This window comes from Umezawaea sp. Da 62-37 (assembly GCF_032460545.1).
Classification (GTDB): domain Bacteria; phylum Actinomycetota; class Actinomycetes; order Mycobacteriales; family Pseudonocardiaceae; genus Umezawaea.
Genome location: NZ_CP135965.1, coordinates 4,016,002 through 4,033,898, shown reverse-complemented (window position 1 = coordinate 4,033,898; position 17,897 = coordinate 4,016,002). Strand labels below are relative to the sequence as shown.

The following is a 17,897-nucleotide window of genomic DNA, read 5'->3' as shown; positions in this document are numbered from 1 at the left end:
CTCACGCCGCACAATGGACGGCATGCTCACCAGCCCCGTCGGCCGCTTCCGCCTGCTCGCCACGGCCGAGGCGGTGTCCTGGGCCGGTCTGCTGATCGGCATGCTGTTCAAGTACGCGCTGGTGGAGAACGAGATCGGGGTGAAGGTCTTCGGCCCGATCCACGGTGCCGTCTTCGTCGTCTACATCCTCGTGACCCTGCTCGCGAGCTCCGCCCTGAAGTGGGAGCGCGGCACCGCGCTCCTCGCGCTGCTGGCGAGCATCCCGCCGTTCGGCACGGTCGTGTTCGAGCGCTGGGCGACCCGGACCGGCAGGCTGGAAGCCCGCGGGACGGGCCTTCAGGACAGCGCTGCCTGAGCCTTCCGGATCTCGTACTCGGGATCCCCGAGGTGGTAGACCTGCTCGCTGTCCTCGATGTTCGCCAGGAACTCGCGGTAGCGGACCGCGTTGAACACGTGCACCAACGGGATCGCCAGCTCCAGCGCCGTGGCCGGATCGCCGTCCGGCACGTGCTCCAGCCAGGCCGCCGTCCACACCTCGGCCAGCAGCGGCCGCTTCTCGGGCGCGAGGAACGTCCACAGCCGCGCCGCGTCCAGCGCCGGGTGCCCCCAGTGCGCGTCGGCCCAGTCGATCACTTGGTGGCCGGTACCGTCGGACTGCCAGTTGCCGGGGTGGAAGTCGCCGTGCAGCAACGTCATCGGCAGCCCCGTCGTGAGCAGCGCCTCCGCCCGTTCACGGGAGCCCTCGACCTCGGATGACCAGATCGGCACCTCCGGCAGACCGGGACGCCGGTCACCCGCGAGCGCGGCCTGAACGCGGACCAGCCGCGGCACCACCGACCGGATCTGCTCCGCCGTGGGCTCCCAGCAGGGCCCGCCCGGCGCGTCCGCCATCAGCACCCGCAGCGGCGCGGCGGCGATCACCTCGGGCACCAGCGTCGGGTCCAGCGCGGACACCAGCCGCAACGCGACCGGCTCGGCCGCGAAGAACGGCGGCAGCGCCTTCACCCACACCCGGCCGGCATCGGTCTCCACCCGGAACACGCACGACAGGTTCCAGGTCTTCACCTGCCGCACTTCGCCGGTCCGGGTGACGTGCTCCTCGGCCCACGCGACCAGCTCGGCGGGACCACCGGGTTTGGCCCACGGCATCCGCAGCGGATCGTCCGGGAACACGTGGACGGGCTCGGCGACCAGCGCGCTCAGGTCCGGCTTCCCGTGGGCCTCGACCTGGTAGGTGGTCGTGCCGCCCCTGGTGAACTCCCCGACCCCCTTGACGAGCCGCAGCACGCTCGTCGGCACACCGAGCACCCTTTCGAGGTGCTCGACCACGGGCTCGACGTGGTTCCACCACCGGCTGTCCACCACGAACGGCCCGAGGGCTCCCGCGTACTCCCCGTCGACCGTGACCAGGGCGATGACCTCGCGCATCAGCACAGGGTGGCCCAGACCACCCCGGTACGCGACGGATTTAATCCTCGAAGTCCCCGACCGCCCGCCGGACCTTCGCCAACAGGTCCGTCAGCTGCTCGGTCTGCCGCTCGGTCAGCCCCCGCAACCCGAAGTCCACGCCGATCACGGCCTCGGTAGCCACCTCACGCCGAGCGCGCCCCGCGTCGGTGATCTCCACCAGCGTCGTGCGCCGATCGGTCGGATGCGGATTCCGCCGCACCAGCCCGTCGGCCTCCAACCGGTCCACGATGTTGGTCACGCTGGTCGGGTGCAGCTGGAGCCGCTCACCCATCACCCGCATCGGCAGGCTGCCCACCTTGGAGAACGTCAACAGCACCAGCGCCTCGTACCGCGCGAACGTCAACCCGTGCGGCTTCAACGCGGCATCGACGGCCGACTGGATGATTTGCTGTACCCGCATGACGCTCGTGACCGCCGCCATCGACGTCGACGGTCCGATCCGCTTCTCCCACAGCTCGGCCGCTCGTGCGATCGGGTCGAAAGGCAGCGGCTGGGGCGTCATGGCGCCGAAGCTACCAGTGGGTACCAGCGAGAGGTCCAGGAGGCACAGTGCTCATCGCGTTCAGCGTCAGTCCACTCGGAGGCGAGTCCGACAGCGTCGCCAAGGCCGTCGCCGAAGCCGTCCGCGTAGTCCGCGAATCCGGCCTGCCCAACGAGACCAACGCCATGTTCACCCTCATCGAGGGCGACTGGGACGAGGTCATGGCCGTCGTGAAACAAGCAACCGAAGCCGTACAAGCCACCGCCCCCCGCGTCAGCCTCGTCCTCAAGGCCGACATCCGCCCCGGCTTCACCGGCCAACTCACCGCCAAGGTCGACCGCGTGGAAGCCCACCTCAAGGACCTTTAGAAACGCCGCCCGACCACAACGACAAACCGCCCGACCCCACCGGGCAAACCGCCCGACCACAACGGCACCGAGCAGCGCTCGTCCGCTGTGCGGCCGGCTTTACTTGGGGTTTTCGGCCCTACACTTTCAACGGCGGGCAGGAGCTCCACCACCTGCCCTTTTAGACCGCCGAGGGCCGAAAAGAGCGGCCCCAAGTCAAGCCGGCCGCACCCGGAGTACGGCGGATGCGACCCCCGGCGACCCAGCACGACACCCAGCAACACCCGCGCAACCACGGCAGACGCGCCCCACTGGCGACCCACACCCAGCGCCCCCAGCACCCCCTGTGACACCCAACACCCCGAACCCAATGGCGCCCAATAGTCGGACGTCCTACTATTTCCCCACAGACGACACATCGGCGCACGACGATGCGGAGACCCCATGCCTGCTCCCGGCTACGACGCCGACCACGCCGACCACGAGGCCGGTCGCCGGCGCTGGCAGGCCGCCTACACCAAGGCCGAGTCCACCGGCCGGGTCCGCGACGCCGACTTCACCACCCTCTCCGGCGTCGAAGTCGATCCCGTCTACGGCCCCCTCCCCGGCGAGACCGTCGACAACTTCGAACGCATCGGCTGGCCCGGCGAGTACCCCTTCACCCGCGGCCTGCACGCCACCGGCTACCGCGGCAAGAACTGGACCATCCGCCAGTTCGCGGGCTTCGGCAACGCCCAGCAGACCAACGAGCGCTACAAGATGATCCTGGCGCGCGGCGGCGGCGGCCTTTCGGTCGCCTTCGACATGCCCACCCTCATGGGCAAGGACTCCGACGACGCCCGCTCGCTGGGCGAGGTCGGCCACTGCGGCGTCGCCATCGACTCCGCCGCCGACATGGACGTCCTCTTCGGCGACATCCCGTTGGAGCAGGTCACCACGTCGATGACCATCTCCGGGCCCGCCGTGCCGGTGTTCGTGATGTACCTGGTCGCCGCCGAACGCCAGGGCGCGGACATCTCCAAGCTCAACGGCACGCTCCAGACGGACATCTTCAAGGAGTACATCGCCCAGAAGGAGTGGCTGTTCGCCCCCGAACCGCACCTGCGGCTCATCGGCGACCTGATGGCGTACTGCCAGGACAACATCCCGGCGTACAAGCCGCTTTCGGTGTCCGGCTACCACATCCGCGAGGCCGGGGCGACGGCCGCGCAGGAGCTGGCGTTCACGCTCGCCGACGGGTTCGGCTACGTCGAGCTGGGCCTTTCGCGCGGTCTCGACATCGAGAAGTTCGCGCCCGGCCTGAGCTTCTTCTTCGACTCGCACCTCGACTTCTTCGAGGAGATCGCCAAGTTCCGCGCCGCGAGGCGCATCTGGGCCCGCTGGATGCGCGACGTCTACGGCGCCAAGACCGCGAAGGCCCAGCAGCTCCGGTTCCACACCCAGACCGCCGGTGTGTCGCTGACCGCGCAGCAGCCCGACAACAACATCGTCCGCACCGCCGTCGAGGCGCTCGCGGCCGTGCTCGGCGGCACGAACTCGTTGCACACCAACGCCTTGGACGAGGTGCTCGCGCTGCCCAGCGAGAAGGCCGCCCAGATCGCCCTGCGCACCCAGCAGGTGATCATGGAGGAGACCGGCGTCGCCAACGTCGCGGACCCGCTGGGCGGCTCCTGGTACGTCGAGGCGCTCACCGACAGGATCGAGGCCGAGGCCGAGAAGGTCTTCGACCGCATCAAGGCCATGGCCGCCGTCGCCGTCCCGTCCGGCGAGCACGGGATCGGCGAGATGACCTCCGGCATCCTGCGCGGCATCGAGGACGGCTGGTTCACCGGGGAGACCGCCGATTCGGCGTTCACCTACCAGGTCGCGCTGGAGAAGGGCGACAAGAAGGTCGTCGGCGTCAACGTGCACACCGAGTCCATTTCCGAGAACCTGGAAATCCTCCGCGTCAGCCACGAGGTCGAACGCGAGCAGAACCGGGTGCTCGCCGAGCGCCGCACTTCCCGTGATCAGGCGGCGGTCGACCGCGCGCTGGCCAGGATGGTCGAGGTCGCCCGCGGTTCCGGCAACCTCATCGAACCGATGCTGGAAGCCGCCCGCGTCGAAGCGACCCTCGGCGAGATCTGCGACGTCCTGAAGGACGAGTGGGGCGGCTACACCGAGCCCGCCCGATTCTGACGGACCCTGTTCGTTGTGCCATTGTTGATGGCCCACAACACTGACAGGAGCCCGCATGCGAACGATCGTCGGTTTCGCGCTGCTGTTCGTTCTTTCCGGATGCGCGGGTGGTGGTGGGGCGTCTCCTGGTTCCTCGTCGACCACTTCCGCGCCCACCACGACCAGCCCGGTGGAAACGACGACCTCGGGGCCTTCGGGTGATCTTGAGGTGTCGTTGGAGAAGGGGCGCGGGGTGGCGTTGGACAACACCGGGGCCTGGTACGTGCACGGGTCGTCGTTCGAGTTCAGCGTGGTGGTGGGGGGTGGGGGTTCGGGTGAGGCCCCAGGTGAGGCGTTGGTGGTTGCTGTGACGTTGCCGTTGCCCAGTTTGGAGGTCACCGGGACTGAGGGGGACGGGTGGTCTTGCGAGGACAGCGATGCGGGGTTGTCGTGCACCAATTCGGGGGTGGCGGCTGATGGCAAGTGGTCGGTGTTGAAGGTGACTTCTAGTGTGAAGGAAACTGCTCGGGGGAGTATTTCGGTCAAGGTGACTGGGCCTGGTGAGGGTGAAGCCAGTACGGAGGTCGCTTTGGATACGAGTAGTTGATTTTGATATTGGCTTGTTCCTCATGCCGGTCTGGTTTCCAGCTGCTCGAAACCGGTCATCGGTGCCCATGGTCTCCGGGTGCGGCCGATTTGACTTGGGGCCCCTCTTTTTGGCCCTGCGGGCCCAAAAGGGGCAGGGGTGAAAAGCCTGCCCGCTGAGCGAGGGTAGGGCCAAAAACCCCAAGTCAAATCGGCCGCACGGGGTGCGGGCGCGCTCGGTTCCCGTGTGATCGGTTGATTGCTCGGTTTTGTGTTTGGGGTGTGGGTTTCTTGCGGTTGCCTGGTTGATCGGCTGGTTGCTCGGTTCTGGGCTTTGAGTGCGGGTGTGTTCGGCTTGGTGCTTGTGCGGTGTGTTTGTTGGGTCTTCATGGTCGCTGCCTTTACCAGAACTTCCCGCGTCGCGGGGGACACGGTGCGGTGAACTCCGGTTGCCCGTGCGGCGCAATCGGGGGCCAGTCCGCCGGTCCGTGCACCGGCTCTCACCCGCTCGTGCCAGGATGGACGACGTGACAAGGCCAGACCCTCGTAAAACCGCAGCACTGTCCGCCGCGTTGTCCGGGGCGGTGGACCTGGGTGCGCTCAAGGCGCGCGCCGACGCGGCCCGTCAGCGGCCCGCCGCGCAGTCAACACCTACCGGAGGCCCGGCTTCGGCGCCCAGTCCGTGGGTTCTCGAAGTCACCGAAGCGACGTTCCAGGCGGTGGTGGAGCGGTCGATGGAGATCCCGGTGGTGGTCGAGCTGACCGCGACCTGGAGTCCTGAGGCGCAGCAGCTCTCGCCGGTGCTGGAGGCCGCGGCGCGGCAGTCCGGTGGGGCGTGGATCCTCGCGAAGGTCGACCTGGACGCCAGTCCGAGGATCGGGCAGGCCTTCGGGGTGCAGTCGGTGCCCACGGTGGTGGCGGTCGCGGCCGGTCAGCCGATCGACGCGTTCTCGGGGCCGTTGCCGCAGGCGGAGTTCGGGCAGTGGATCGCGCGGCTGCTGGAAGCGCTGCGGGACAAGCTGCCCGGTATCGCGGCGGCCGAGGCGAACGCCGGTGGGCCGCCCGCTCCGGTCGAGGAGCCCGAGGACCCGCGGTTCGTCGCGGCCGAGGAAGCGTTCGAGCAAGGCGACTTCGTGGCCGCCGAGGCCGCGTACGAGTCCATCCTCGCGGTGGAGCCCGCGAACGAGGAGGCCAAGGCGGCTCTCGTGCAGGTCCGCTTCACGGCCCGTGCCGAAGCGGTCGACGCGGACGCGATCACGCGGGCCGACGCGGCCCCGGACGACCTCGACGCGCAGCTCGCGGCGGCGGACCTGGCGATCGTGAACCAGGACGTCGAAGGCGCCTTCAAGCGGCTCGTCGACACGGTTCGCCGGGTCTACGGCGACGACCGCAACAAGGTGCGCGAACACCTCGTGGGCCTGTTCGAGCTGTTCCCCGCCGACGACCCCAGGGTGTCGGCCGCACGTCGCAACCTCGCCAGCGCGCTCTTCTAGACCTCTCCGGGAAGGGCCTTCGGGCCCTTTCCGGCTCTAGGAGTACTTGCGGGTGCAGACGCCGGTCTCGCCGTCGAAGAAGCCGTCGCGGAACGCCTCGACGCGGGCGAAGCCCGAGGGCACGACTGCGCCGTTCACGTCGGCGGCGATGAGGCTCTTGTCGGCCAGCAGTTCGGCCACGGCCTCGTCCAGGTCGCCCGCGGACAGCCGCAGCGTGGACGTGCTCTTGGTGGTCGTCCCGGCCCACGCGCCGGTCAGGCACGCGGTGCGCAGGCCCGCCGCGGGGCCGTCGAGCGGGTAGCCGGTCGCCTTCTGGATGGACAGCGCGAACCGCGAGGCGATCTCGGCGAACGCGGCGAAGTCGCCGAGCCCGCCGGTCTGGCCCTTCTTGGGCAGGGAACCGATCCTGGTCAGCTCGTCCAGGTCCAGCGACACCTGGTTGGTGCTCGGGCAGTAGGACGCGGGGGAGGTGCCCTGCACGTCCGGGCAGTCGCCGAGGCCTTCCTTGAACGCGGGCGGTGCGGCCCCGGTCTGCTTGTAGGCGTCCCGAAGGCTGCTCTCCAGCACGTCGAGGCTCTTGCGGTCGGCGACCGCGAGCTGGCCCTTGGACTGGTCGTCCGGGCTGAACGTCTGCTGGGTGATGCGGCTCTTGATCTCGGTCTCGTTGATCTGCGCGCACCGCTTGGGATCGCCCGCGAAGCCGAACTGGAACGCCGCCACGCGGTCGAACGCGCTGCCGTGCGCGCCTTGCTTCTCCGCGCTGGTGCCCGCCGCGTCGCGGATGAAGAACATCGTGGACAGCACCTGGTTGAGACCGGGGCCGGTGGAGAGGCGGAAGTGCTTGGAGTTGCCCTCGGCGATCCAGCGGAAGAAGTTGCCCGCGTAGCAGTCGGCCTGCTGCTCCTTGATGATCGTCGGCGTGGCCTGGGTGATGCCGCTCGCGTCGCCGAGCTTGTACTGCACGGCGTGGCCGGTCTCGTGGGCCAGCACGGTGACCACGGACATCGGGCCGAACGAGTCGTTGAGCATCGGCAGCAGTTCGCCGCGGTCCCAGGCGATGCTGTCGTCCAGCGAGCAGTAGAACGCGTTCGCGACGCCGGCGGTCTTCGTGCGGCACACGTCGACGCTCGTGCCGCCGGAGTCGTAGGAGATCAGCCGCTTCACCGGTTCGAACCGGCGGCCGCCGAAGTTGACCGGCAGCTGCTGGGTCCAGTACTCCTCGACGTCGGCGAGGGTGTTGACGGCCAGCCGGTCCATCTCGCCGCCGTCGCCGTTCTCGACGGCGAGGGTCGCGTCCGGCACACCGGGTTTCGCGCCGCTCTCGCCCTGGGTGATCTCCAGGCCGGAGATCTTGCTGATGTCCGGTCGCTCGGGTGTCGGCAGCCCGCCGACGCTGGTCGTGCACGCCCCGAGCAGGGCGGCCACCGACACCGTCGCGGCGAGCGCCGCCCTTCGCCAAGCCCGCCGCGCCATCCCAGGGTCCCCGTTCCGGTCCGCTTTTCGCCAGCGCTGCGCACCCTACTTGGTTCAACCGGCCCAATGGTCGAGACCGAACCGTGAGCCCTCCTCACCCCTGGGGATGATTTCTAGACGTGCCAGGCTCGTTTTGCTTGTCCGTACCGACGGGTAGGGCGAACGTCTCCGCTCACCAGCCTTCAACGCGGAGGGAGCAAGCGGTATGGCAGAGGACGATTCGTCGGGGAGAACCCGGTGGGCCAGGTTCGCCGCCGTCTTCGGCATCGGCGCGATCGGCGCCGGGGTGCTGATGTTCGGCATGTCCCAAGGAGCGCTCGCGGCGTCGTTCGCGGTCTCCGGCAGCAGCTTCAAGGTCTCCGCCGACACCCTCACCGGTGAGGGGTTCGTGCAGTTCGGCGGGATCGACGCCGGTTCGGGGCAGGCCCACGCGGTCGCCGTGAACGGTTTCCGCAAGGCCACGCTCGACACGTTCTGCCAGTCCGTCTTCCTCCCCGGCCTGCCGGTCGTCGGTGATGTGACGATGCGCATCACGGCCGCGGACGTCGCGGGCATGCAGGCCGACAACCTGGTCGTCAACCTGACCGACCTGACCGGCGACCTCACCCTCGGCAACCCGCAGATCGGCGTGGACGCCGGTTCGCTCGACAAGGGCCCGGCCGGTCTCAAGGGCCAGGCGGGCGGATTCGGCCTCCAGGCCGACACCGCCACGATCACCGGTCTGCACCAGATCGCGTGGAGCACGACCGCCCAGACGATCAAGTTCACGGGGATGGGCCTCACGGTCCGCACCGGTCGTCAGGAGTGCTTCTGAACGGCGGTCCGGACGACCGGCCCGCGCGGCGGTCGTCCGGACTGCACAGGGCGTGGCGCGCTTTCCGCGCGTGGCGCCGCGGCAGGCCGTTCTGGGCGGGTCTGTTCGTCGGGCTGTCCGGCCTGGTCATCCTCGCGCCGCCCTACGCCAACCTGAGGCTGGGCGACCTGGTCATCTCGATCAAGACGTTCGGCGGGGTGTCCGCGCTGCTCATCGGCGTCCTGCTGGAGATCGCCGCGGGCGCGCTCTGGTTCCGGCCGGGCTTCCGGTTCCCCGCGGGTGTCGTGGCGGTGCTGCTGTCGCTGATCGCGCTGGTGACCACCAACCTCGGCGGGTTCCTGGTCGGCACGATCCTGGGTCTGCTGGGCGGCGCGCTCGCGGTCTCGTGGACCGACCGGCCGCGCAAGGCGAAGACGACGGGCGGACACGGGTCGACCGCGACGCCGCTGGCCGCGCTGTCGCTCGTGGGCGTCGTCCTGCTGCAACCGCCGACCACCACCGAACCGCCGCCTGCCAGCGAGGCGCCGACGTCCTCGTCGGTGCCCTCCACCACGGTCGAACCGCCGTCGTCGTCCCCGCCGTCGTCGACCACCCCGTCGACAAGCGAGTCGAGCGCCCCGTCCACCCCGCCGTCGGAGGACCAGCCGCTGCCGCCACCGGAGGACAACACCCCTCTGGTGGCGGCGAACCGGGCCTGGACGCTCAACGCCAGCAGGCTGGAACTCGGCGGCCTGGACTTCACGGGTGTCGAGGAGGTCCCGCTCGACGGCGAGCAGGTCGAGGTCCTGAGGTTCACCGCCACCAGCCTGAAGATCACGAACCTCGTGCAGACCGCCGACCTCGGTGACGGGCACTCGCTCGTCACCGCGGCGGCGCCCGGCAGCGTGTCCACGATCGACTCGGGCCGGATCGAGCTGTTCACCCTGCGGCTCAAGGGGAACCTGGACGTCCTCGGCCTGAAGATCCCGGTCGACTACACCCCGGCCAACCCGCCGCCGCTGAACGTCCCGTTCGCCACGTTCACCGAGGTCGCGGTGCGCAACACCGATCTGCGCGGCGGGGTCCTGAGGATTCCCGGCGCGCACATCAGCGTGACCTGATCAGCGGATCCCGCACGCCTTGTCGCCGTCGAACACCCCGGTCCGGAACACCTCGACCCGCGCGAACCCCGGCTCCAGGCCCGACTTGCCCTTGGCGTCGCGGGTCGGGAAGTTCCCCGCCAGCAGCAGCTGCACCGCCTCGTCCATGTCGCCGGGGGAGAGGCCGAACTCGCCCTGCGGCTTCAGCACGGTCGCCGTGTACGCGCCCGCCATGCACAGCGCGTTGCGGCCGGCCCCCGACCCCTCGGTCGGCTTGCCCGCCTGCGCCAGCGCCGCCAGCCCGTACCGGCTCGCCATCAGCAGACCCGTCGCGTAGTCGCCGATCTGCTCGTGGAGCTTCGGCAGCTCGCCCTTCACGTCGATCTCCACGGACTTGTCCCCCGCGCAGAACGCCACCGGGCCCTGGTCGCCCGCGCAGTTTGGCTCCGAGTCGACCTCCGTCGACTTGGGCGGCACCCACGTCCTGCCCAGCGAGGTGATCACGCCCTGGTAGTAGCCGTTCAGGTTGGGCGTCAGCTCGGTGATCATCTTGTCGAACGGCAGGTTGCCGCCGCGGTCGCGGTCTTCGATGTTGGTGAACGCCTGCTGCGTGAACACCCGGTTCTGCACGGTCATCGCCCCGCAGAACTTCGTGCCCTGCTGGAACCCGTCCTGGAACGCCGACACCCGGTCGAACGCGTTGCCGTGCGCCGCCTGGTCGCTGGGCGAGGTCCCCACCGGGTCGCGGAACGTGATCAGCGCGCCCAGCGCCGAGTCCAACGCGTCCTGCCCGATGTCCAGCGACTTCGACTTCCCGTCGGACACCCACTTCGTGAACGACCCGGCGAAGCAGTCCGCCATCGCCTCGGTGAGGATCGTCGGGAACTTGCCGGGGTTCGCGCGCTCCGCCTCGGACGTGATCCCCATCCGCTTCTGCGCGGCGTGGCCCATCTCGTGCGCCAGCACGATCACCACGGCGGCGTCGCCGAACTTGTCCTGGAGGACCGGCAGCAGCGACGCGCGGTCGTAGGCGACCGCGTCCGCCGACGGGCAGTAGAACGCGTTGCCCTCGACGTCGGACGCCTTCTCCGTGCACGGCGGCGGCTTCCCGGTCGTGTCCGCGGTGTCGACGGAGAAGATCCCGCCCGACAGCGGCGTCCAGGGCTTGTTGAAGGTCGCCGGGAACTCATCGGTCCAGAACCGGTCGATGTCGGCCAGCGCGGTACCCGCGAGCTGGTCGATCTGACCGCCGTCACTGCCGTTGATCTTGGCTGTCGACGTGGTGTCCCGCGCCACGACCTTCGCCGCCCTCGGCTGGCCGCTGACCGCGACCGTGCATCCACTGCCGACCGTCGCGACCGCCGTCACCAGCGCCGCGAGCCTGACCAGCCGTCCTGATCGGTGTCGCATCGGACCATTGTGCCCCGCCCCACCGACTGCTCGGCGTCAAACCTGCCAACGCCACCACACCACCAAGCCCCCACCAGCCATTCACCCGATCCAGCGAACCAAACCGCACCGCTCAGTCCACCAAAACCAACCCCACCGGCCCTGCCGCCCACCACCATCCGCGCGGAACGCCGCCCGCTTTGCCGACGCGCAGCGAGGTGCCCTGTCCGTCGCGGAGCGAGGGATAACCTCATCGGCGCAGCCGCCCCCTCGCATCCGGCGCGGAGCGCCCGTGGCCTCGTCGGGCAACGCCCGATGCCCTACCGACGCGCAGCGAGGTGCCCTGCCAACGCGCAGCGAGGTGCCCGAGTCATGGCGGAGCCAGACCTCCCCCTGCCCCCGATACACAGCGCCCTCCTGCACCACCACCGTTTGTCAAGGCATCTTTCCCGCCTTGACAAACGGTGGTGGTGCATTGAGACAATCGCGCCACGGGGGCCGGGCTCCACCACCCACCCACCAAACCCCCACCGGAACCCCTCAAGCCACCTCCCCCCACACACTGATCAACCCACACCCATAAGCCTTCGCCCTCCCGATCCCCCCAACCACCGCCTCCGTGAACGCCTCCCGATCCACCACCACCAACCTCCCCTCGAACCTCACCGCCTCCACCGTGATCTTCGTAGCCGCGTTCTTCCTCCCCACCAGCGTCGGAATCGCCGACGGCACCACGTCCGGCCCCGCCTCCCCCTCCGGGATCACGAACCCGTGCTGCCGCCCCTTCCGCACCAACCACTCCACCTGCTGCTCGGGCTCCCGGTGCACCAGCCGCTTCCGCGACTTCGCCTCGCACCAGGTCGGGTTGGCCACGATCCGGAACGCCAGCGTCCGCCCCGGCGAGACCGCCTCCAGCATCGGTCGCAGGGGCCGCACGTCCGCGGGCGAGGTGAGGTGGCCGGCGGGTAAGTGGCCCCAGTCGGGTTCGGTGCGGCTCTGCACGTACTGGACGAAACCGTCGTTCGTGCTGTCCAGGCGCCAGAGCACGGCGTGGGCCTGCCGCGCGGGTGTCGATTCGGTGATGTTGGGGAACGCCGACATGACCGTGCGGTGCATGTCGTGGATGTTCGCGTGGTCGCGGCGGAACTCGCGTGACCGCACGTTGATGGCCAGGGTGCTCAGGAACACGACAATCCCGATTCGATAAGCGAAGCCAAACTGCCCCCAGAAATGCGGCGGAGGCCTCCTGGCTGCGGAAACGTCTTGGGTGCTCGGAAAGTACGGTTGTCTGACATCGACTTCCACGGCCCCCGCCGTGTCGCATTCGTCGAGATCGGCCATGTAATCAGATTCCGTTTCGGAAGCCCATGCGGTAACCATGATGAGCCCCTGATAGGCGTTCGACTTCACCCGTTGGTCGCAAGGTTTCGACGCAGTGGTCTAGCCCGGTTATCAATCCATTACGCAATTTTGCGCCCCGCGACGGCCCTTACTCCTCGGTCACGGGGGTGTCGACCCCCTGTCGTCGGGGTGGCGAGAAGAGGACATTCCACGGGACGGTGGTATTCGACGTCCGCCGACTGACGAACACTGGTGCCCGCGTCGACCTCGTCGCCGCGGGCAGAGCACGGAACAGGACCAGTCGGGATGCTGACCCTCGATCAACTAGCCCAGATCGGGCGCCTTCAGCACCTCTGCGAGGTGCTCGGTTGGCGAGTCCAGCTCAAGCGCTCCGCCACTCCTCCGCACGACGTCGAGGAGCTCGTCTACTTCGCCGAGAACGGCCTCTGGCTCGACGTGCTGCGCGTGCGCTCCGACACCGACGCCCAGGCCGCCCGGCTGATCCGGCAGTCCGTCGTGGACAACCGCCCGTGCGCCGTCTGGGAAGCCGAGGGCACTCTGGAGGTCGTCCTCGATCGCTTGGTCGAGTTGCGCTGACTCCTTGCTCTCCTCGGCGGAGCCGCAGGTCAGCGGGCCGGGTTCACCGCGCGGCGGGATTTGTCCCCCGTGAGAGCTACCCGCAAGTGTCCGCTCCAGCGGGATTCCACGGGGCGCCGGGCTGAATAGCGTTCCGGGTGTCAGGTCAACACCCGGTAGCCCAAGGAGTCGGAACCATGGAGCGCACCCCCACCCACTCGGACGACACCCCTTCGTCGGCGGAGCCGTCCACGAGCGGTCCTCGGTTGCGCCGGTTCCGCTTCCCGGTGCTCTTCGTCGCGCTGTTCGTCGTGATGATCGCGTTCGCCGGGATCAACCAGCTCGTGGCGCCCATCCCACTGCTGGCGCTGCCGATCGGGATCGGGCTGGCCGTCGCCGGGGTGTTCGTCTACCGCAAGCTGGCCCAGGTCGTCGAGGGGCGCGTGGACGTGCCCGAGCTGGCGAGGGCGGACATGTGGTCGGGGCTGCGGAAGGGGGCGCTGCTCGGGGCCGGGCTGTTCCTCGCCGTGATGGCGCTGATCTTGGTGTTCGGCGGGTTCGACCAGGTGTCGTGGAATTCGTTCTTCGGAGCCTTGGGTGTCGCCGGGATGATGACCGGTGTCGCGGTCGTGGAGGAGGCGCTGTTCCGAGGGGTGCTGTTCCGCATCCTGGAGGAGCGGGCCGGGACCGTGATCACGCTGGTGGTGTCCTCGCTGGTGTTCGGCGGGGTGCACCTCGTCAACGGGAACGCGACGCTGTGGGGCACGCTGGCCATCGCCCTGACCGGCGGCACGATGCTGGCCGCCGCCTACACGGTCACCCGGTCGCTGTGGCTGCCGATCGGCCTCCACTTCGCCTGGAACTTCGTCCAGGGCGGCCTGTTCGGCACGACGGTGTCCGGCTCCCCCGAAGCCCCCAACGGTCTGCTGCGCACCACGCTGTCCGGCCCGTCGGTGCTGACCGGCGGCGAGTTCGGCCCGGAAGCCAGCCTGATGGCGCTGCTCGTCTGCCTCGTGGCCACCGTGCTGCTGCTGCGCAGGGCCGTTCGCACCGGCCAGATCCGCCCCCGCCCCTGACCAGGTCCGAGAACGGGAACGGCCGCCCCTCGCGAGAGGGGCGGCCGTTCCCGTGCGACGGGGGAACTACAGCGGGTCTTCGATGGCCACGTGCTCGACCTCCGGGGCCAGCCACAGCACGCCCGAGGGCGGCAGTTGGAGGATCGCGGAAGCGGGACGGCCGTGCCACGGGTGCGCCTCGGCCTCCACGACACCGAGGTTGCCGACGCCCGAACCGCCGTAGACGGAGGAGTCGGTGTTGACGACCTCGCGCCAGCGACCGGTGCTCGGCAGGCCGACCCGGTAGTCGTGGTGCGGCTGGCCGGAGAAGTTCGCGACGCACGCGAGGTGCGACCCGTCCTCACCGATGCGCAGGAAGCTCAGCACGTTGCCCGCGGAGTCGTTCGCGTCGATCCACGAGAACCCCTCGGGCTTGTTGTCCGCGCTGTAGAGCGCGGGCGAGTCCTTGTACACGCGGTTGAGGTCGCCCAGCAGAGCGCGGACACCGCCGTGCAGCGGGTCGTCCAGCAGGTGCCAGTCGAGCGACTTCGACTCCGACCACTCCTCCGGCTGGCCGAACTCGCCACCCATGAACAGCAGCTGCTTGCCGGGGTGCGCCCACATGAACGCGAGCAGCGAGCGCAGGCTCGCGGCCTTGTTCCACGCGTCGCCGGGCATCCGCTGCCACAGCGAGCCCTTGCCGTGCACGACCTCGTCGTGCGACAGCGGCAGGACGAAGTTCTCGCTCCACGCGTACACCAGCGAGAAGGTGATCTCGTTGTGGTGGAACGACCGGTGGATGGGTTCGCGGCCCAGGTAGTGGAGCGTGTCGTGCATCCACCCCATGTTCCACTTGAACCCGAACCCGAGGCCGCCCAGGTGCGTGGGCCTGGTGACACCCGGCCACGCGGTCGACTCCTCGGCGATCATCATGATGCCGGGGTGGCGCCGGTAGACGGTGGCGTTCAGCTCCTGCATGAACCGCACGGCGTCGAGGTTCTCGCGACCGCCGTACTGGTTGGGCAGCCACTGCCCTTCCTTGCGCGAGTAGTCGAGGTACAGCATCGAGGCGACCGCGTCGACCCGCAGGCCGTCGAGGTGGAACTCCTCGATCCAGTACAGCGCGTTCGCGACGAGGAAGTTGCGGACCTCGTTGCGGCCGAAGTCGAACACGAGCGTGCCCCAGTCGGGCTGCTCGCCGCGGCGCGGGTCGGCGTGCTCGTAGAGCGCCGTCCCGTCGAACTTGGCCAACGCCCAGCTGTCCTTGGGGAAGTGCGCGGGCACCCAGTCGACGATCACGCCGATGCCCCGCTGGTGCAGGGCGTCGACGAAGTACCGGAAGTCGTCCGGCGACCCGAACCGGGACGTCGGCGCGTAGTAGGAGGTGACCTGGTAGCCCCACGAGCCGCCGAACGGGTGCTCGGCGACCGGCAGCAGCTCGACGTGGGTGAACCCGGTCTCCACCAGGTAGTCGCCCAGCTGCTCGGCCAGCTCGCGGTAGTTCAGCCCTGGCCGCCAGGAGCCGAGGTGCACCTCGTAGGTGCTGACCGGCGCGTTGATCCACGTGGTGGCCTCGCGCTTGGCCTCCCACGCGGCGTCGCCCCAAGTGTAGTCGGAGACGGTTACGACGGACGCGGTCAGCGGCGGCACCTCGGTGCCGAACGCCATCGGGTCGGCCTTCTCGTGCCACGCGCCGTCCGCGCCCAGGATGCGGAACTTGTACCTGGTGCCGACCTGGACGCCGGGGATGAAGACCTCCCACACCCCGGAGGAGCCCAGCGACCGCATCGGGTTCGCCCGGCCGTCCCAGCCGTCGAAGTCGCCGATCACGCGCACACCGCGCGCGGTCGGCGCCCACACGGCGAAGGACGTGCCCTCGACCAGCCCGGACGGCGTGTCGTAGCCGCGGTGGTGCGCGCCGAGCACGTCCCACAGCCGCTCGTGGCGGCCCTCGCCGATCAGGTGCAGGTCCAGCTCGCCCACGGTCGGCAGCCAGCGGTACGGGTCGTCGACGGTGACGACGTCGCCGTCGTAGTCGATCTCCAACCGGTAGTCGCCGGGCTGCTCGGGCAGCGTGCCCGCGAACAGGCTGTCGACGACGCGCGGCAGGTCCCACTTCTCGTCGCCCGCCACGACGGCGACCGACTTCGCGCCCGGCCGCAGGGCGCGGGCGACCACACCGGTGCCGATCTTGTGCAGGCCCAGCACCGAGTGCGGATCGTGGTGCGCTCCGGCCAGCAGCCGGTCCACATCGCTCGGTGACGGTGCGGCGTCGGGGAGTTCGGCCGGTTTGGCGTTCACGATTCCGTCACGCTCCTTCTCCTGTGATCCGGGCGATCGACGACAGCGGGACCGTCAACCACTCGGGCCGGTTCGCGTACTCGTAGGCGACCTCGTAGACCGCCTTGTCCAGCTCGAAGGCCCGCAGCAACTGCCCGTGCCGCCTCGGGTCCCCGAGCGAGTCGGCGGCCGCTTCCGCGTAACCCTCGCAGAAGGCCGCGCGGTTGCGGCGCGCCCACTCCAGCGCCCGCTCCGTCAGGAGGGGATCGTCCTCCTGGCCGACCAGGAGCTGGTGCGCGGCGTAGTCGAAGGATCGCAGCATTCCGGCCACGTCGCGCAGCGGCGACTTGAGCGCGGCCCGTTCCGCGGCGGGCGCCGCGGGCTCGCCCTCGAAGTCGATCAGCAGCCAGCCGTGCACGGTGCGCAGCACCTGGCCGAGGTGCAGGTCGCCGTGGATGTTCTGCACGACGATCGCGCCCTGGTTCTCCACGGCCTTGTCGAACGCCTCGCGCAGCGCGGGGACGAACGGGTCGAGCGCCGGGACCATCGCGGCCACCGCGTCGAGCCGGGTGTGCATCGCGCGCACGGTGCCCTGGATGTCGTCGTCGTCCGCGTCGTGCCTGCCGAGCGCCCGCTCCAGGTCGGCGTGCACGGTGGCGACCGCCTGCCCGAGCCGGTTGGCCTCGCCCGCGAAGTCGCCGCCCACCTGGTCGGCGTGCAGGTCGGACTCCGCCATCAGGTCGCGCACGCTCGTCGTGGCCATCGCCCAGCCGTCGACCGCGTCCGGCAGGAACTGCTGGAGCATGCCGATGGTGATCGGCTCGCCCTCCAGCGTGCCGGTGATGGAGCCGAGCGGCTGCGCGATGTGCTCGCAGCCGACCCCGCGCAGCGCGCGGTGCAGCACCAGGTCCGGGTTCGGCCCGAACGAGAGCTTGCGGAACAGCTTGAGGATGTACTGGCTGCCGAAGATGATCGACGTGTTGCTCTGCTCGGAGGTGATGGGCCGTCCGCGCAGACCACCGGTCAGCTCGGCGTCCGGCTCGTGCTCGAAGCTGAGCCCGTCGACCTCGCGGCCCTCCACCATCAGGTCCAGCAGGTGGCCGGTCAGCTCGCCGTCGGTGGTCGCGTCGTAGGACTCCTCGCGGTCGGTCACGAGCAGCTGGTAGGCCTCGGCCCGGTCCTGCTGCTCCACCTCGATCACGAGGTGCACCAGCAGGGGGTCTTCGAGCAGCACGGTCGTCCGGAGTGGACGGACCGAGCCCACCGCGCGGTCCTTGCCCGCGAACCAGCGCTGCGCGGGCAGCCAGCCGGGCAGCTCCGTCAGCAGCTTCTCGACCAGTTCCTGGGGTTCGGTCAC

15 protein-coding genes and 1 pseudogene are annotated in these 17,897 nt (G+C 69.5%); 9 read left to right on the top strand and 7 right to left on the bottom strand.

Annotated elements, in window-relative coordinates; all coding sequences use genetic code 11:
• Positions 1–22 precede the first annotated feature (22 nt).
• Positions 23–355, top strand: a complete 333-nt coding sequence (locus RM788_RS17880) for a DUF3817 domain-containing protein (RefSeq protein WP_315932831.1) — start codon at positions 23–25, stop codon at positions 353–355.
• Here the strand turns inward: RM788_RS17880 and RM788_RS17875 are convergent.
• Positions 337–1,428 (bottom strand): aminoglycoside phosphotransferase family protein, encoded by a 1,092-nt coding sequence (locus RM788_RS17875; protein WP_315932830.1) that lies wholly within the window; start codon positions 1,426–1,428, stop codon positions 337–339. The genes RM788_RS17880 and RM788_RS17875 overlap by 19 nt on opposite strands.
• 40 nt (positions 1,429–1,468) lie before the next feature.
• On the bottom strand, positions 1,469–1,972 hold the full coding sequence (locus RM788_RS17870) for a MarR family winged helix-turn-helix transcriptional regulator (RefSeq protein ID WP_315932829.1): 504 nt from the start codon (positions 1,970–1,972) through the stop codon (positions 1,469–1,471).
• 47 nt (positions 1,973–2,019) lie between these two features.
• On the opposite strand from RM788_RS17870, the gene RM788_RS17865 reads away from it, so the two are divergent.
• From RM788_RS17865 to RM788_RS17850, 4 genes are all read left to right on the top strand, one after another.
• A complete protein-coding gene (locus RM788_RS17865) occupies positions 2,020–2,319 on the top strand; it encodes an MTH1187 family thiamine-binding protein (protein WP_315932828.1) in 300 nt (99 codons plus the stop codon).
• Positions 2,320–2,742: 423 nt separating this feature from the next.
• The gene (locus RM788_RS17860; RefSeq protein WP_315932827.1) at positions 2,743–4,476 is read left to right on the top strand and encodes a coenzyme B12-dependent isobutyryl-CoA mutase large subunit; all 1,734 of its coding nucleotides are present in this window, start codon (positions 2,743–2,745) and stop codon (positions 4,474–4,476) included.
• Positions 4,477–4,531: 55 nt separating this feature from the next.
• Positions 4,532–5,062: a hypothetical protein gene (locus RM788_RS17855; protein ID WP_315932826.1), complete on the top strand. Its 531-nt coding sequence runs from the start codon at positions 4,532–4,534 to the stop codon at positions 5,060–5,062.
• Positions 5,063–5,567: 505 nt separating this feature from the next.
• On the top strand, positions 5,568–6,533 hold the full coding sequence (locus RM788_RS17850; protein WP_399343900.1) for a tetratricopeptide repeat protein: 966 nt from the start codon (positions 5,568–5,570) through the stop codon (positions 6,531–6,533).
• 36 nt (positions 6,534–6,569) lie between these two features.
• On the opposite strand, the gene RM788_RS17845 is transcribed toward RM788_RS17850, so the two are convergent.
• The gene (locus RM788_RS17845; RefSeq protein WP_315932824.1) at positions 6,570–8,006 is read right to left on the bottom strand and encodes a neutral zinc metallopeptidase; all 1,437 of its coding nucleotides are present in this window, start codon (positions 8,004–8,006) and stop codon (positions 6,570–6,572) included.
• Positions 8,007–8,211: 205 nt separating this feature from the next.
• Between RM788_RS17845 and RM788_RS17840 the strand changes: the two genes are divergently transcribed.
• Together RM788_RS17840 and RM788_RS17835 are read left to right on the top strand one after the other, a co-directional pair.
• On the top strand, positions 8,212–8,820 hold the full coding sequence (locus tag RM788_RS17840) for a DUF6230 family protein (RefSeq protein ID WP_315932823.1): 609 nt from the start codon (positions 8,212–8,214) through the stop codon (positions 8,818–8,820).
• Positions 8,811–9,920, top strand: a complete 1,110-nt coding sequence (locus tag RM788_RS17835; RefSeq protein ID WP_315932822.1) for a DUF6114 domain-containing protein — start codon at positions 8,811–8,813, stop codon at positions 9,918–9,920. Before RM788_RS17840 ends, RM788_RS17835 begins: the two co-directional genes overlap by 10 nt.
• Here the strand turns inward: RM788_RS17835 and RM788_RS17830 are convergent.
• Together RM788_RS17830 and cas6e are read right to left on the bottom strand one after the other, a co-directional pair.
• A pseudogene (locus tag RM788_RS17830) lies at positions 9,921–11,321 on the bottom strand (neutral zinc metallopeptidase); the annotation flags it as partial.
• Between the two features lie 507 nt (positions 11,322–11,828).
• Positions 11,829–12,698 carry a type I-E CRISPR-associated protein Cas6/Cse3/CasE gene (cas6e, locus tag RM788_RS17825; RefSeq protein WP_315932821.1) on the bottom strand — a complete coding sequence of 290 codons (870 nt, stop codon included), beginning with the start codon at positions 12,696–12,698 and terminating at the stop codon, positions 11,829–11,831.
• Positions 12,699–12,935: 237 nt separating this feature from the next.
• Here cas6e and RM788_RS17820 point away from each other — a divergent pair, with 237 nt between their 5' ends.
• The gene (locus RM788_RS17820) at positions 12,936–13,226 is read left to right on the top strand and encodes a hypothetical protein (RefSeq protein ID WP_315932820.1); all 291 of its coding nucleotides are present in this window, start codon (positions 12,936–12,938) and stop codon (positions 13,224–13,226) included.
• Positions 13,227–13,402: 176 nt separating this feature from the next.
• On the top strand, positions 13,403–14,281 hold the full coding sequence (locus tag RM788_RS17815; RefSeq protein ID WP_315932819.1) for a CPBP family intramembrane glutamic endopeptidase: 879 nt from the start codon (positions 13,403–13,405) through the stop codon (positions 14,279–14,281).
• A 66-nt stretch (positions 14,282–14,347) separates the two neighbouring features.
• On the opposite strand, the gene glgB is transcribed toward RM788_RS17815, so the two are convergent.
• Positions 14,348–16,561, bottom strand: coding sequence for a 1,4-alpha-glucan branching protein GlgB (glgB, locus tag RM788_RS17810; RefSeq protein WP_315932818.1), 2,214 nt, complete (start codon positions 16,559–16,561; stop codon positions 14,348–14,350).
• A gap of 7 nt (positions 16,562–16,568) precedes the next feature.
• Positions 16,569–17,897, bottom strand: coding sequence for a maltokinase N-terminal cap-like domain-containing protein (locus RM788_RS17805; protein WP_315932817.1), 1,329 nt, complete (start codon positions 17,895–17,897; stop codon positions 16,569–16,571).

Coding starts and splice junctions, on each gene's coding strand:
- RM788_RS17880 (WP_315932831.1), top strand. CDS start 23: ATGCTCACCAGCCCCGTCGGCCGCTTCCGCCTGCTCGCCACGGCCGAG.
- RM788_RS17875 (WP_315932830.1), bottom strand. CDS start 1,428: ATGCGCGAGGTCATCGCCCTGGTCACGGTCGACGGGGAGTACGCGGGA.
- RM788_RS17870 (WP_315932829.1), bottom strand. CDS start 1,972: ATGACGCCCCAGCCGCTGCCTTTCGACCCGATCGCACGAGCGGCCGAG.
- RM788_RS17860 (WP_315932827.1), top strand. CDS start 2,743: ATGCCTGCTCCCGGCTACGACGCCGACCACGCCGACCACGAGGCCGGT.
- RM788_RS17855 (WP_315932826.1), top strand. CDS start 4,532: ATGCGAACGATCGTCGGTTTCGCGCTGCTGTTCGTTCTTTCCGGATGC.
- RM788_RS17845 (WP_315932824.1), bottom strand. CDS start 8,006: ATGGCGCGGCGGGCTTGGCGAAGGGCGGCGCTCGCCGCGACGGTGTCG.
- RM788_RS17840 (WP_315932823.1), top strand. CDS start 8,212: ATGGCAGAGGACGATTCGTCGGGGAGAACCCGGTGGGCCAGGTTCGCC.
- RM788_RS17820 (WP_315932820.1), top strand. CDS start 12,936: ATGCTGACCCTCGATCAACTAGCCCAGATCGGGCGCCTTCAGCACCTC.
- RM788_RS17815 (WP_315932819.1), top strand. CDS start 13,403: ATGGAGCGCACCCCCACCCACTCGGACGACACCCCTTCGTCGGCGGAG.